The 14,631-nt window shown below is 65.6% G+C and carries 12 protein-coding genes; 4 read left to right on the top strand and 8 right to left on the bottom strand.

Annotation, left to right across the window (positions count from 1 at the left end; translation table 11 throughout):
- Window positions 1-121: 121 nt before the first annotated feature.
- The 3 genes from AOP75_RS02850 to AOP75_RS02860 form a co-directional block, all read right to left on the bottom strand.
- Entirely contained in the window at window positions 122-1,468 is a 1,347-nt protein-coding gene (locus tag AOP75_RS02850; protein ID WP_062076842.1) for an extracellular solute-binding protein, read from the bottom strand.
- A 71-nt stretch (window positions 1,469-1,539) separates the two neighbouring features.
- A complete protein-coding gene (locus AOP75_RS02855; RefSeq protein ID WP_083966646.1) occupies window positions 1,540-2,757 on the bottom strand; it encodes an ROK family protein in 1,218 nt (405 codons plus the stop codon).
- A 213-nt stretch (window positions 2,758-2,970) separates the two neighbouring features.
- Window positions 2,971-3,303: a hypothetical protein gene (locus tag AOP75_RS02860; RefSeq protein ID WP_152649922.1), complete on the bottom strand. Its 333-nt coding sequence runs from the start codon at window positions 3,301-3,303 to the stop codon at window positions 2,971-2,973.
- Window positions 3,304-3,564: 261 nt separating this feature from the next.
- Between AOP75_RS02860 and AOP75_RS02865 the strand changes: the two genes are divergently transcribed.
- Window positions 3,565-5,106 (top strand): LasA N-terminal domain-containing protein, encoded by a 1,542-nt coding sequence (locus tag AOP75_RS02865; RefSeq protein WP_062076844.1) that lies wholly within the window; start codon window positions 3,565-3,567, stop codon window positions 5,104-5,106.
- A gap of 77 nt (window positions 5,107-5,183) precedes the next feature.
- Here AOP75_RS02865 and AOP75_RS02870 read toward each other — a convergent pair whose 3' ends face one another.
- Entirely contained in the window at window positions 5,184-6,173 is a 990-nt protein-coding gene (locus AOP75_RS02870) for a malate dehydrogenase (RefSeq protein WP_062076845.1), read from the bottom strand.
- An 82-nt stretch (window positions 6,174-6,255) separates the two neighbouring features.
- Window positions 6,256-7,473, bottom strand: a complete 1,218-nt coding sequence (locus AOP75_RS02875; protein ID WP_062076846.1) for an NADP-dependent isocitrate dehydrogenase — start codon at window positions 7,471-7,473, stop codon at window positions 6,256-6,258.
- A gap of 125 nt (window positions 7,474-7,598) precedes the next feature.
- On the opposite strand from AOP75_RS02875, the gene AOP75_RS02880 reads away from it, so the two are divergent.
- The 3 genes from AOP75_RS02880 (at window position 7,599) to AOP75_RS02890 (ending at window position 11,989) form a co-directional block, all read left to right on the top strand.
- Entirely contained in the window at window positions 7,599-8,693 is a 1,095-nt protein-coding gene (locus AOP75_RS02880; RefSeq protein ID WP_062076847.1) for an acyltransferase family protein, read from the top strand.
- Window positions 8,694-8,789: 96 nt separating this feature from the next.
- Window positions 8,790-9,659, top strand: coding sequence for an aquaporin (locus AOP75_RS02885; protein WP_062076848.1), 870 nt, complete (start codon window positions 8,790-8,792; stop codon window positions 9,657-9,659).
- Window positions 9,660-9,841: 182 nt separating this feature from the next.
- Window positions 9,842-11,989: an acyltransferase family protein gene (locus AOP75_RS02890; protein ID WP_062076849.1), complete on the top strand. Its 2,148-nt coding sequence runs from the start codon at window positions 9,842-9,844 to the stop codon at window positions 11,987-11,989.
- Window positions 11,990-12,001: 12 nt separating this feature from the next.
- Here AOP75_RS02890 and AOP75_RS02895 read toward each other — a convergent pair whose 3' ends face one another.
- The 3 genes from AOP75_RS02895 to purN are packed head-to-tail and all read right to left on the bottom strand — an operon-like array spanning window position 12,002 to window position 14,604.
- Window positions 12,002-12,382 carry a DUF3017 domain-containing protein gene (locus tag AOP75_RS02895; protein WP_062076850.1) on the bottom strand — a complete coding sequence of 127 codons (381 nt, stop codon included), beginning with the start codon at window positions 12,380-12,382 and terminating at the stop codon, window positions 12,002-12,004.
- 30 nt (window positions 12,383-12,412) lie between these two features.
- Window positions 12,413-13,969: a bifunctional phosphoribosylaminoimidazolecarboxamide formyltransferase/IMP cyclohydrolase gene (gene purH / locus AOP75_RS02900; protein WP_062076851.1), complete on the bottom strand. Its 1,557-nt coding sequence runs from the start codon at window positions 13,967-13,969 to the stop codon at window positions 12,413-12,415.
- Window positions 13,966-14,604: a phosphoribosylglycinamide formyltransferase gene (purN, locus tag AOP75_RS02905; protein WP_062076852.1), complete on the bottom strand. Its 639-nt coding sequence runs from the start codon at window positions 14,602-14,604 to the stop codon at window positions 13,966-13,968. Before purN ends, purH begins: the two co-directional genes overlap by 4 nt.
- Window positions 14,605-14,631 lie beyond the last annotated feature (27 nt).

Raw genomic sequence — 14,631 nt, forward strand, 5'->3', positions numbered from 1 at the left:
CCTCTCGAGAAGTGCCGAGGTGTGAGATAAGAGGGGCGGGGATCCCCCACTGCACGTGGGGCCCAGGCCGGAAACGCTAGCCCGGGCCCCACGCGTGTGACGGTCAAGCCGTCAGCAGGTGTTAGCCGTTGATCAGCTGGTTGATCTTTTCGTCGTACTCAGCGGCGAGAGCGGTGACGTCGCCACCCTCAGCAACTGCCTGGAAGTACTGCTCCAGGATCTGCTGCTCCTCGATCGCAGCCCAGCCCTTAGCGGCGGGGGTCAGCTTCGCGGACTCAGCGGTCTCGAGGGCAACCTCGTTCTGCGGAGCCAGGCCAGCGTAGATGTCACCGAACTCGGTGTTCGCGGGGCCGAAGCCGTTCTCAGCGAGCAGGGTCTGGTACTCATCCGAGAAGATGATGCCCATGAGCTGCTTTGCACCGTCGACGTTCTGCGAGGCAGCCGAGATCGCGATGTTCGAACCACCGGCGAACACGGGGGCAACGCCACCGTCAGCACCGGGCAGTGCGTAGAAGCCGTTGACTGCGTCGTCCCACACGGGAGCGGGGTTGCCATCGGCGTCTTCACCGGTGAGCGGGCCAATGCAGCAGCCAGCCCAGTTCGGAGCCATCTGAGCGGCAGCAGGCAGGCCCTGCAGCATCTCGTCGTTGATGGCGTTGAAGACCTCGTCGGTGTCCGTGACCTGGGCGACGCCCGCGGTCTCGAACAGCTCCTGCCACTGCTCCATACCGGAGATGGCCTCAGGCGAGGACAGTGCTGCGGTCCAGGAGGAGCCGTCGTAGGTGGCGATGTCTCCACCGTTAGCGAAGACCCACGAGATGCCGTTGCGCCAGTCCTGGCCGCCGATGTAGAAGCCGGCGATGTCCTGGTCCTTCAGCGAAGCGTGAACCTCGGTGACCTCGGCGAGCGTGGTGGGAACCTCGACGCCACCCTGCTCGTACAGGTCCTTGCGGTACCACGCGAAGCGCGAACCGAAGTAGTAAGGCAGTGCGTAGACGGTCTCGCCGACGGAACCGGCCTCAACGAAGCCCTGCAGGAGGCTGTCGCCACCGAGCTCTTCGTACATGTCGGTGATGTCCAGGAACGCACCGACGTTGGTGAACGTCGCTGCCTGGGTGTTGCCGACCTCGGTGACGTCGGGGGTGTTGGCGGAGTCCGGCAGAGCGGTGGTCAGCGCGGAGATCGCGTCGCCCCAGCCCACGTACTCCACGGAAAGCTCTCCACCGTTCTCGGCGGAGTAGGTCTCCTGGAGGTACTCACGGAACATCTTCGTGGTGTCGTCCTCCTGGCCCATCCACCACATGGTGAGGTCCTGAGCCGCAGCAGCGGTCTCCTCGCCACCAGCGGTGGAGGAGGTCTCAGGAGCGGTGCTCTCTTCGGTTTCAGCGTCGTCGGACGAGGAGCATCCGGCGAGGACGACGGCCGAGGCAGCGGCGAATGCCGCGATACCGCGAGTCATCTTCTTCATTGTGCTACTTCCTTCTCTGTTGTGTGTGCCGTCCGTGACTACATGGCCACGACGTTGTGGTTGCTGGGTAGTTACGAAACCCCCAGTTGTCCGGTGAGGACCATGACCACTGCTCCGAGCACGACGATGTCGCGCCCAAGTGCGGTCATCCGCAGTGTGAGATCACCGTGGAGTTCGGCCATCGTCCTACTACGGAGCGTCTCGGAGGTTCCCTCCAGGAGGGGTCCAGCGAGAAGATTGTGGGGCCCGGCGAGAACGACCTCGCCGAGGTTGAGTGCCGCGACGACTGGCGCGAGCGAGATGCCCAGGCGCTCCCCTGCCTCGCGCAACGTCGCTTCCCGGGCTGTCTCGTCGGCCTTGGCGGCCGCTTCCAGCCGCGGCGACGCCAGCCAGGTCTCGAGGCATCCGGCCTTGCCGCACGCGCACTCGTCGCCACCGTCGGTGCCGACCACGACGTGGCCGATCTCACCGGCCGCAAAACTCGAGCCGTACACGAGGTGACCGCCAACGACCACACCCGAACCCACACCGCGACCGATGCGCACGAGCATCATGTCGGTGCTGGCGCCGCCAAAGCTGCGCTCGCCCTGGGCGGCCATGTTCGCGTCATTGGCGACCTGCGTCGGCAGCTCGTAGCGCTCAGCCACCAACTGCTGGAGAGGAACGTCGGTCCATCCCAAGTTGGGCGCCGAGACGACCGTGCCGTCAAGGTCAACAATTCCGGGGCTGCCGATGCCGATGCCGACGATGGGGGCGGAGGCCCGGCTAACGAGATCGTCCAGCAGAGTGAAGACGGCCCCGACTGCTTCTTCGCCGGTCATGTCGCGAACGGCAACCTCAGCACGCTCCACGATGGACCCGTCGAGGTCAGTGACGACGCCGCGGAAGACAGAGTAGTTCGACAGGTCCAAACCGACGATGGCGAAGCCTTCGCGGTTGATGTCGAGCAAGGTGGCTGGCTTGCCTGGGCGCGCATCGGGACGCAGGCCCAGTTCGATGACGAGGTCCTCTTCGATAAAGTCCGAGACCAGGTCCGAGATGGTCACGCGGGTGAGGCCGACTTCGCGGGCGAGGTCCGCGCGGCTCAGGCCGTCTGCCCTGTACAGGGCCTGCAGCACCAGTGCCCGGTTGTGACGGCGGGCGTGCTCGGGACGGACGCGTGCGCCAGGGCGCACAGCACCAGCCAGCGCCTTGATGCGCTGCGGTGCAGCCGCGCTGCTTGCTCCGGCGTCGGCCACTGTCTGGACCGTGTCACCGGAGGAGCGCCGCTGAGCGTCCTTGGTCGTCATAGTTAGTTAGTAAAGGTTACTAACGAACTTCGCGCAAGTCTGTCGAATCGATTTGATGGCAACTGTTACCTAGCCGTGATGAACTTTGCGATGGCCTGGGAAGAACGGTCTGCGGCGCCCGGCTACACCCTGGAAGCGGCTCTCGCCACGCCGTGTCCGCACGCTCCAGCAGTGGCCACTCGTGGCTTATGGTGGTCACACTGTTCACATACGTCACGGAGTCTCGATGCGCACTGCCCGCAGCTCTTCGTCGCGCGGCTTCAAGGCCGCCATCGCAATTCTCGCTATCTGTGCGCCGCTGGCTGCGTGTGCCAGCCCGGTGGCCGCAGGCGCTTGGTCGACTTCTCCCACACCGACCGCGGACACGCCTTCTACCGGAGTGCCCTCGCCCGTGATCTCTGGCGACACGACTCCAACGGCAAGCTCGTCGCCCAATCCTTCGGTGAGCGCGACGAGCCCGACGCCCTCCCCTGCGCCAACCACGTCTCCTACTGAGGCCTCGCCAGAACCGACCGTCGAAGAGAACGAGATCGAGCCCATCCTCACTTACGTAGGGATCGAAGACGGTCAACTCACAGCGAACGCCGTTATCCCCTACGTGGTGGAAGAAGGCGGCCGTTGCGTCTTCACCGTCATGTCGAACGGAGCGATACGCAACCACACCACCGACGCGATCCCAGACGCGCAATCGACTTTGTGTGCACCTCTCACCGTGCCAACGTCAAGCAGCGAGTCGACCGTTACTGTCCGCTACGAGTCGCAGGAACTCTCCATCCAGAGCGACCCCGCACGTGCAGGAGACAACCCGTGAGGCGACGCTTCCTCGGCTCCATCGCCATCGCAGCCGCCGTCATTGCAGTCTTCACGCCGGCCTCGCAAGCAGCTACCGGCAGCAACTTCGACCCCGGCTACATCATCTCGGACGCCACGTTTTACGACGCGGCCGCGATGTCAACCACGCAAATCCAGGCCTTTCTCAACTCCAAGGGAAAGAACTGTGTCGCCGGCCAAGAGCCCTGCCTCAAGGACTACACAATGACCACGCGCTCGATCAGCGCGAACTCACAGTGCAGTTCTTACACGGGTAGAACGAAGGAGACCTCCGCGGCCATCATCGCCAAGGTGGCACAGGCATGCGACATCAACCCGCAAGTCTTGCTGGTGTTGCTCGAGAAGGAGCAGTCATTGGTTGGGCGCAGCCAGCCAACGAGCCGTTCCTACCAAATCGCCACTGGCTACGGGTGCCCTGACACCGCGCCGTGTGACACTGAGTACTACGGATTCCAGAACCAGGTCTACCTCGCCGCAAAGCAGTACCAGCGGTACCGGGACTATCCAGGTAACTACGCCCACCAAGCTGGTCGCACACAACAGGTGCTATACCACCCGAAGTCCTCATGCGGCTCGTCTGCCGTCTACATTCGCAATCAGGCAACAGCGGGGCTTTACAACTACACGCCCTACCAACCCAACAAAGCCGCGCTCGCCAATTTGTACGGAAGCGGCGATTCGTGCTCGTCCTACGGCAACCGCAACTTCTGGCGAATCTTCACAGATTGGTTCGGATCGACCTCAAACGTACCGCCGGTGAGCTTAGCCCAGCGCGACTGGGATACGGACGGAACGTCCGACATGCTCGCTCGCCACTCAAATGGGAGGCTCTACGGATACTTCGGACGCGCCGACGGCTCGGGATTGACCGGGAGGCAGATCGGGCATGGCTGGAACGGGATGCGACTTATGTCGACGGCCTACAACTTCAACGGCACTGCGATGCCACAGATAGTCTCGATCCACGGCAACGGCCTGCTCTACCTCTACACCGCTGACGGCAACGGCGGCTTTAAGGCTTCAGGGACCATAGGCCAAGGTTGGGGAGGCTACGACCAGCTCGTGGGGGTGTCCCAGTGGGGCGGGCAACGCCTAAGTGGAATTGTGACACGTCACCGGTCATCGGGAGACTACTACTACTATCCCAAAACCGCTAAAGGCAGTTGGCTCCCTCGCATAGCATTGGATATCCCGGATTACGACCTATTGTTCTTCGCTGGTGACTGGGACCGGGACGGGTTCGCGGACATGCTGGGCCGCAGCAGCGTAGACGGCCACCTCTACTTGATCAGTGCCGAACCCGATGGGTCGGTCCAAGACCCCGTTCGAGTAGGAACCAACTGGGGCCGCTTCTCCAACATCTTCAGTGGAGGAGACTGGAACAACGACGGGCGTGTAGACGTGCTTGCAACCGATGCCAAAGGAGACCTCTACCTGTACGCCGGAGATGGCAAAGGTGGCTTTGGTGCCAGCATGAGGTTTGGACACGGATGGGGAAACATGCAGTTCGTGCCTTGACCCACAAAGCAGGGCCCATATGTGCGTGAGGGGTTCGAGCCAGCTGGCTCGAACCCCTCACGCACATTCAGAGCGACCTAAATCAAACCCAGTTCCTTCACTGCATCGCGCTCCTCGACAAGCTCGGCGACCGAGGCATCAATCTTCTCCCGAGCGCCATCGGCAATCGACAGCCCCTGAACAATCTCCCACTTCCCGTTACGGGAAACGGCCGGGAACGAGGAGACGAGACCCTCGGGCACGCCGTAGGAGCCGTCTGACGGCAGTGCGACGGACGTCCAGTCACCCTCGGGGGTGCCGTGGACCCAGTCGCGAACGTGGTCGATCGCGGCGTTGGCCGCGGAGGCCGCGGAGGATGCACCTCGAGCCTCGATGATCGCGGCACCACGCTTGGCAACGGTGGGCACAAACGTGTCAGCGACCCAGGCGTCGTCAGCAATGACCTCGGTCGCGGCGCGGCCGGCGATCTCGGCGTGGGCGATGTCCGGGTACTGCTTCGCAGAGTGGTTGCCCCAGATGGCGACCTTCTTGACATCGGACACCGACGTACCGGTCTTGGCGGCCAGCTGGGCGAGGGCACGGTTGTGGTCCAGGCGCATCATCGCGTTGAAGCGCTCGGCGGGAACGTCAGGTGCGTGTGCGGAGGCAATCAAGGCGTTCGTATTCGCCGGGTTGCCCACAACAAGGATGCGGACGTCGTCGGCTGCGCCGGCATTGATCGCCTCACCCTGGGGGCCAAAGATCCCACCGTTGGCGGCCAGCAGGTCGCCGCGCTCCATGCCCGCACCGCGCGGACGCGCGCCCACGAGGAGGCCAACGTTGACGCCGTCAAAGGCAGCCTTGGCGTCGTCGTAGATGTCGATGCCGTCCAGCAGCGGGAATGCGCAGTCGTCAAGCTCCATTGCCGTGCCCTCTGCTGCCTTCACACCCTGAGGAATCTCCAGCAGGCGCAGGCGCACAGGGGTGTCGGCTCCGAGCATCTGACCGGAAGCGATACGGAACAGCAGCGCGTAGCCGATCTGGCCTGCGGCGCCGGTGACGGTGACATTGACGGGTGTGGTGCTCACGGCGGTGTGACTCCTTGGATTTTATCGAGGCGAGGGAAAGTAAAGCGGGCCCGCAGACCGGATGGCCTGCGGGCCCGGACGGTTAGGCCAGGCGGGCCGAGAGGTTCTCGTCGAGGGTCGCGAGGAACGCCTCGGTGGTCTGCCATTCCTGGTCAGGTCCAACGAGCAGGGCGAGGTCCTTGGTCATCTTGCCGGACTCGACGGACTTGATCACCACGTCCTCGAGCGTCTCCGCGAAGCCGGTGACCTCGGGCGTGTTGTCCAGCTTGCCGCGGTGCTTCAATCCACCGGTCCACGCGAAGATCGACGCGATGGGGTTGGTCGAGGTGGGCTTGCCCGCCTGGTGCTGGCGGTAGTGACGCGTGACGGTGCCGTGCGCAGCCTCGGCCTCCACGGTCTGGCCGTCCGGGGTCATGAGCACGGAGGTCATGAGGCCCAGCGAGCCGAAGCCCTGGGCAACGGTGTCGGACTGGACGTCGCCGTCGTAGTTCTTGCAGGCCCAGACGTAGCCGCCCTCCCACTTCATGGCGGAGGCCACCATGTCATCGATGAGGCGGTGCTCGTAGGTGAGGCCCTTGGCCTCAAACTCGGCCTTGAACTCGCGGTCGAACACGTCCTGGAAGATGTCCTTGAAGGCACCGTCGTAGGCCTTGAGGATGGTGTTCTTGGTCGACATGTACACGGGGTAGTTGCGCAGCAGGCCGTAGGAGAAGGACGCGCGGGCGAAGTCCTCGATCGACTTGTTGAAGTTGTACATGCCCATGACAACGCCGCCGTCCTCGGGCATCTTCACGACTTCGTGCTCGATGGGGGCGGAGCCGTCCTGCGGCGTGTACGTGATGGTCACGGTGCCGGGGCCGGGGACCTTGAAGTTGGTCGACTTGTACTGGTCTCCGTGCGCGTGACGGCCAATGATGATCGGCTTGGTCCAACCGGGCACCAGGCGGGGAATGTTGGAGATGATGATGGGCTCGCGGAACACGACGCCGCCCAAGATGTTGCGGATGGTGCCATTGGGGCTCACCCACATCTTCTTGAGGTCGAACTCCTCGACGCGGGCCTCATCCGGCGTAATCGTTGCGCACTTCACGCCAACGTTGTGCTTCTTGATCGCGTTCGCGGCGTCGATGGTGATCTGGTCATCGGTGGCGTCGCGCGACTGGATGCCGAGGTCGTAGTACTCGAGGTCAACGTCCAGGTAGGGGTGGATTAGGCGGTCCTTGATGAACTGCCAGATGATCCTCGTCATCTCATCGCCGTCGAGCTCGACGACCTTGCCTTCGACCTTGATCTTCGCCATTGAGGTTCCTCATCACGTCTGTTAGGGACAAATACGACGGACCCAGGCTAGTCCACTCGGGCGCGCGCGGGGAACGCGCGCGGGATCTGAGGCGCTTTGCCAGGGGTGTCTGCCTACCATGAGGCGTGCCCCGCGACCGCAACGCCAAGATCGAAGCCCTCCGCATCGCCGCGATGTTGGGAATCGTCGCGCACCACTACGCCATCCACGGCGGTGTCATCGGTGGCACCGAATCCGGCAACACCGCCGTCTTCTTGGCTGTCTTCAGCAGTTTTGGCAAGTGGGGCGTCGACGTCTTTGTCCTTGTCAGCGCGTGGTTCATGGTGGACCGGCCGGCCCGAGGGAAGGCGCTGTCGCGCGTCTACAGCGAGACGTTGCCCGTCTCGTGGCTGATCGGCACGTTGATGGCCGTCACCGGGGTCGTCGCGCTCAGCTCACGCGACGTGGCGAAGGCGGTGGCCCCTGTCGTTTTCAGCGAGTACTGGTTTGTGACGGCGTTCGTCCTCCTGGTTCTCATCTCTCCCTATCTCACGATCGTCATCGACGCCCTGACCAAGCAACAGTTGGGGAGGCTCCTCGCCGGGGGCCTCGTACTGTGGAGCGTGCTCACCCTGGTACCGGGAATCGCGCTCGGGATGTCAGACCTCGCATGGTTTGCCTTTCTGTACTTGATCGCGGGATACCTCAAGCGCCACGGGCTCCCCTGGACGCCCCGTGTGCTAGCTGTCACCGCACTCGTTTCCGTGGGAGTACTCGTGCTCGGTGTGGCCCTGGCTGCTAGTTGGCGAGTAGCCATCGGCTCCCCCGCCGACGTGTGGTGGGTGATGACCGAACTCGCGTCCCAGTCCTCCCTGCTCACTGCCGTCCCAGCCATCGCCGTGGTCGCGTGGGCGACCACCAGCCGTCCCTGGCGGTCCCCGCTCATCGTCACCGTTGCATCGGCCTCATTCGGCGTCTACCTCATTCACGACAATCCCCTGATCCGGCGCGTCCTGTGGAGCGACGTGGTGGACACGACGGGCGCCGCCGGCCAGGCATGGCTGCCGCTCCACGCCGTAGGGTGGAGCCTCGCCATTTACGTCGCCTGCACAGCGCTGGTGCTCGCGCTTCAGCCCGTGTGCATCCGGCCGATGCACCGAGTCACCGAGCGCCTCCGCGCTGCAGTGACGAACACCTGGGGAAGTGGCGAGGCATCCACCAAAGCCCCAGATAGGCGCTAAACCGGTTGCGCCGCGTGCACGAACACGCCGACCCGTGCCACGATGCCCCTAGAGTGCGGGCGGCGCATTCCTGGACTGACTGAAAGGCACTGCACTATGACGGAAGAAAGCAAGGCATCTGCGGCGGCGAGCGACCCGGACGTCACGGGCTCCCTCGCCGAGTCCGACCTGGAGCACGACGACTGGATCGAAGACAACTCGGCACCCACGCTCCTCGCGCGCATGGCGTCCGAGCTGGTGGGCACGTTCATTTTGGTGTTCATGGGTGTCGGCACGGCCCTGTTCTTCGCGACCGGCAACAACGGCACCTTGACGGTGGCCTTCGGCTTCGCCCTCGGTGTCATCATCGCCGCCGTGATCTTTGGTGGCGTCTCCGGCGCCCACCTCAACCCCGCTGTCACGGTTGGCGCGTGGGTGGCTGGCCGTTTCCCTGGTCGCGACGTGGCCCCTTACCTACTGGCGCAGCTGGTCGGCGCGACTGCCGCGGGCGGCGTCTTGTTTGGAGTGTCTGCCATGCACCCGCAGATCTCGGGTGGCGAGGGCGGCGCTCGCACCTATGTGTCCAGCGGCGCCAATGGCTTTGGCGAACACTCCCCCACCGGGTTTGACTGGGGAGCGGGTCTGATCATCGAGGTGATCATCGCGGCCCTGCTGGTTGCCGTGGTGCTCGCGGTTACCTCCGCCCGTGCCACCCACTTCACCGGCGCGGCTCCCATCATCATTGGCCTCACCGTGGGCTTCCTGGTCCTCATCGCGGTGCCGTTCACTAACGGTGCACTCAACCCGGCTCGCGCCACGGGCATCGCGCTGTGGTCGGACACGTGGGCGCTTGAGCAGTTGTGGCTGTTCTGGCTCGCACCGCTCGTGGGCGCAGTCATCTCCGGCTTGTTCTTCCGTGCGCTTGGCCCGGTTGAGGACCTCATTAGCGTGGAACGCGTCGAGGAGACCGTGCTGGTCGTCGAGTAGCGATCCCCTTCCTCTACGCTGAGGGCCTGGTACCTGCGGGTACCGGGCCCTCAGTGCGGTGAGGGCCATGTGAGGAGGGAACGACCATCGCCACCACAGACGCACCCGCGGGCCCGCAGCCACTCCGGGGGACAACCTGGCTGTCCCCCGGCTCCCGGGAGTACCTGCCAGCACTCACCGGTGTGCGCGCCCTCGCGCTGGCGCTGGTGGTGGCGTACCACCTGTTTGGAAACGGGCGAGTCTCCGGCGGCGTGGACGTCTTTCTCGTCATCTCCGCTTTTCTCCTGACGCGATCCCTGCGCCGCGCACCCACGGACCACCCCTGGCGGGCCGTCGTACGCAGGTGGGCAGCGACATTCTCGAGGCTCACCCCTCCGGCACTGCTCACGATTGCAGCCGTCGCGGTCACCGCCCCATGGGCGTTTGCGGAAACCCACCTGATCGCCATCTACCGGCAGGCTGCGGCCACAGCGCTCTATGTGGAGAACGTTGAGCTCGCACGGTCGCAACAGGCCTACGACGCTGCCAGCGCCACCACGAGCCCCTTGCAGCACTTTTGGTCGCTGTCCATCCAAGGCCAGATGTTTCTCCTGCTACCAATCGTGATCGCCGGGCTGGTGGTGCTCGCCCGCGGAGCCACACCGCGCACACGGCACATCCTGCTGGTCGCGCTCCTCGCCGCCAGCACCATCGCGTCTTTCCTCTACGCCATGGAGCTGGTCGACTCCGACCAGCAACGCGCCTACTTCTCAGGACCGGCGCGAGCGTGGGAGCTGGGGCTAGGTGCGCTGCTCGCGCTCGCCCCGTCCCGGTGGATGCTGCGGGGACGCCCCGCAGTCGTCACCGGCTGGCTGGGCACGGTCGTCATTGTGTGTTCCGGATGGTGGATCGACGGTGCGCACGCCTACCCCGGGCCCGCCACGCTTGTGCCCGTCGTGGCGGCGCTCGCCGTCATCGCCGCCGCAGCCGAGAATTCCCGGAGGTCGCTCGGACGCGTCCTGTCTGTCCGGCCAGTCGCCCACGTGGCCGCGGTCTCGTACGGCCTCTACCTGTGGCATTGGCCCATTCTCATCGCGGTCATGACCGCGACCGCCACGACGAGCATCGGCCCTGGCACAGCCCTGGTGGTGCTCGCCGCCTCCTACCTCCTCGCACGCGCGAGCGCCGCCATCTGGGCCCGGCCCACGCAATGGCTGCGCCAGCCGGCACGTCGGAGCCGGCAGGTCGTCCCGCTGCTGGCTGGCGCGGCCCTCGTTGTCGCGCTCCCGAGTGGCGCCTACGCCCAGCACCTCAGCACCGAGCGCGACGCCGAGCTTTCAGCGCTTGCCCACCAGACCCCAGAGGCCACCCCTGCTCCCAGCGCATCAGGCGGCCAGGACAAAGTTCCAGGAAACCCTGGCGCCGCAGCCTGGGGCGTGTCGGGCGCCGACTACAGCGCACCGTTGAGCCCCTCCATCTCCGCCGCGAACCAGGACCTCCCCCTCGATTTCTACAACCGCGACTGCTACCAGCGCTGGCCGGATGAACCGCGTTACACCGACGTGCTCGTGTGCGAGGACGAGGCCGCTCCGGACAACCCCAGCCACACGGTCGTGATGTCAGGCGGCTCGCATGCCTTGCAGTGGTACGCGGCGATCGAGCCGCTCGCGCGCGAGTACAACTGGGAACTCGTCATTGTTGAGAAGGACGGGTGCCGCCTTCAAGACCCCGGGCCGATGTTCTACGGCTCAGACGCGTGCCGGGTATGGAACGAATCAGCCGAGGACGTGATTGTGAGCCAACGGCCCGATGCCGTGGTGACGGTTGGCACCGTCACGCCGCCTGAGGTGTCCCGAGAGAGCGTGCTCGCCTCCCAGGCACTGCTGTGGGGAAGGCTCGTTGACCAGGGCATCGGCGTCGTCACGATCCGGGACAACCCCCGGTTCGCGTGGGACGTTCCCACGTGCATAGCCACCAACGGTGTCACGGAAGCTGACCAGAGCGCATGCACCAAAGAGACTGACGCCGCCTTGGAGGCATCGAGCCCCCTCACAAGCGGCGCCGGCACCATCAACGGCGCTGACATCCCTGGCGGCGGGAGCCGCGCTGACCTGACGGACCCAGAGGCCGCGACCACGCAGATCGACGTCACGGACGCTGTCACCGTGCCTGACCTCGCGGCCTCGCTCGACCTGACTCCGTGGCTGTGCGACAGCGTCACCTGCCCAGTGATTACTGGGAACGTGGTGATGTATCGCGACGACGACCACCTGTCAGCGACCTATGTCCGTACCCTCACTCCCATGGTGGAGGAGCAGCTCCGAGCGCAGGCGGCGTGGCTGTTCGAATAGCCGCCGTGCGGACTACCCCAGCGGGGTGGTGAGCCCCAAGAACGCCAGGGCGACGCCGAAGGCGAGCATGAGCGATATATCCACGGCGCGGCGACGCACCGAGAACGCCCGTCCCGCCGGCAGCCACATTCGCAGCGCCACGCCAGCGAATGCCGCGCCCGCCAGCAACAGCGTGCCGGCCTGCGCGTTCACGAGGGCACCGACCGCGACGCACAGTGCGATCACCACAAGCACCACCACGGCGGTCAGGGCGCGCGTCTGCGTGGTGTTGTCAGCTGGCAAGGGCACCGGGTCCGCCTCTTGCGAAGTGTGGCCCGAGGCGTCGCTGACGGCGCCGTCGTCACCGGCGTGCGGCGCGGGCGACTCCGACTCGCGTGGCGCGGGCTCGGTCATGACCTCAGTCTCCTCGTCGCGGTCCGCTTCCTAGTGGAAGAAGTGCCGCGTGCCCGTGTGATAGAGCGTGATTCCTGCCGCGTTGGCGGCGTCAATGACCTCCTGATCACGAACGGACCCGCCAGGTGACACCACCGCCTTGACGCCCGCGTCAATCAGTGTCTGGAGGCCGTCGGCGAACGGGAAGAACGCGTCGGACGCGGCAACTGAGCCAGCCGCGCGCTCCGCGCCTGCGCGCGAGACCGCGAGGCCGCACGAGTCCACGCGGTTCACCTGGCCCATGCCGATCCCGACCGCTGCCCCGTCCTTGGCCAGCAAAATCGCATTGGACTTCACGGCACGGCACGCGCGCCACGCGAAGTCGAGGTCTGCCAATGTCGCGTCGTCGGCCGCGTCTCCCGCCACCAGTTCCCACGTGTCAGCCGGGTCGCCGGGTGCGTCCACGGCATCGGCCTGCTGCACAAGCAGCCCACCCGTGATCCGGCGCCACTCTGTACGCAACGGAGCAGGGTCGACCACCAGGAGCCGGATGTTCTTCTTCGCCTGCAGAACCTCGGCGGCACCGTCCTCGAACCCAGGCGCGACCACCACCTCGGTGAAGATTTCCTTGATCTGATGCGCTGCCTCCACCGTGATGGGGCGGTTCGCGGCGATCACGCCGCCGAACGCGGAGACGGGGTCCGTCGCGTGGGCCTTCGCGTGCGCCTCAGCGATGGTGTCCGCCACGGCAATGCCGCAGGGATTCGCGTGCTTGATGACGGCCACCGCCGGGCCGTCGAAGTCGTATGCGGCGCGCAGTGCGGCATCCGCGTCGACGTAGTTGTTGAAACTCATCTCCTTGCCGTGGAGCTGCTGCGCCTGGGCGAGCCCGCCAGCGACCGCGGGATCCGCGTACACCGCGGCAGCCTGATGCGGGTTCTCGCCGTAACGCAGCGTCTGGGTCCGGTCAAACGACGCGGCGACCCAGCTCGGCAACGTCGACTCCGGTTCGGGGGCGACCACCGAGGTCATCCACGAGGCCACGGCGATGTCGTAGTCGGCGGTGTGGCGGAAGGCTGCCGCTGCGAGGCCCTGGCGCTCGGCGAGCGTGAAGCCACCCTCGGCGACGGCGCCCAGGACGTCTCCGTAGCGAGCGGGGTCAACTACCACCGCGACGGACGGGTGGTTCTTGGCTGCGGCGCGCACCATAGACGGGCCACCGATGTCGATCTGCTCCACGACGGCGTCCTGCTCGGCACCGGAGGCCACGGTCTCTACGAACGGATAGAGGTTGACGACCACCAGGTCAAAGGGCTCCACGTCGAGCTCGACAAGCTGCTCGCGGTGCGACTCGAGGCGGCGGTCGGCCAAGATGCCGGCGTGGACGCGGGGGTGCAGCGTCTTCACACGCCCGTCCAGGCACTCGGGGAAGCCGGTGATGGCTTCCACCGGCACCACGGGCACACCGGCGTCTGCGATGCGCGAGGCCGTGGAACCGGTCGAGACGATCTCGATGCCGGCGTCAGCAAGGCCACGAGCAAGGTCCTCGATGCCAGTCTTGTCGTACACCGAGATAAGGGCCCGGCGCACCGGCTGCCGCTGAGTCATGCTTCGCCTTCCTGTGAGCCGAGCATCACCCGGCGTCCGTGAATAGTCCATCCTTCGCGCGCCATTCTGCCGACGGTGTCCGCCACCAGCGCGCGCTCCACGACCTTGATGCGTTCGTGGAGGGAATCTTCCGTGTCATTGTCCCAGACCTCTACGGCCGCCTGAGCGAGAATGGGGCCAGTATCGACGCCGTTGTCGACGAGCATGACAGTGCAGCCCGTCACCTTCGCGCCGTTCGCGAGCGCGTCCCTCACGCCGTGCGCGCCAGGGTAGGCGGGCAGGAGCGCGGGGTGGGTGTTGACGATGCGACCGCTGTACGAGTCCAAGGTGGGAGCGCCGATGAGCTTCATGAACCCCGCACACAGCACCAGGTCGGGTTCGAAGATGCCGATCGACTTGTCCAGCGCGACGTCCCACGCGTGGCGATCGGGGAAGTCAGCGAGCGCGACCACGGCGGTGGGGATTCCGGCGTCGCGGGCGATGTCCAGTCCGGCGGCGTCCGCGCGGTCAGAGATCACGCCAACGATCCGCGCGCCGTAGCCGGTGTCCTGCGCTGCGGCGAGCACCGCGCGCATGGTGGAACCTGCCCCAGAGATGAGCACCACGACCCGCTGATCACGCTTCCGGTTTGTCACGGAGGCGAGCCTATCGGCATGCTGGTG

It is taken from the genome of Demequina globuliformis (assembly GCF_000975155.1).
GTDB classification, from domain to species: Bacteria; Actinomycetota; Actinomycetes; order Actinomycetales; family Demequinaceae; genus Demequina; species Demequina globuliformis.

Bases quoted from the DNA above. Each gene is read 5' to 3' on its own strand.
- AOP75_RS02875 (WP_062076846.1), bottom strand. From the start codon at position 7,473: ATGGCGAAGATCAAGGTCGAAGGCAAGGTCGTCGAGCTCGACGGCGAT.
- AOP75_RS02850 (WP_062076842.1), bottom strand. From the start codon at position 1,468: ATGAAGAAGATGACTCGCGGTATCGCGGCATTCGCCGCTGCCTCGGCC.
- AOP75_RS02885 (WP_062076848.1), top strand. From the start codon at position 8,790: ATGACGGAAGAAAGCAAGGCATCTGCGGCGGCGAGCGACCCGGACGTC.
- AOP75_RS02895 (WP_062076850.1), bottom strand. From the start codon at position 12,382: ATGACCGAGCCCGCGCCACGCGAGTCGGAGTCGCCCGCGCCGCACGCC.
- AOP75_RS02855 (WP_083966646.1), bottom strand. From the start codon at position 2,757: ATGACGACCAAGGACGCTCAGCGGCGCTCCTCCGGTGACACGGTCCAG.
- purH (WP_062076851.1), bottom strand. From the start codon at position 13,969: ATGACTCAGCGGCAGCCGGTGCGCCGGGCCCTTATCTCGGTGTACGAC.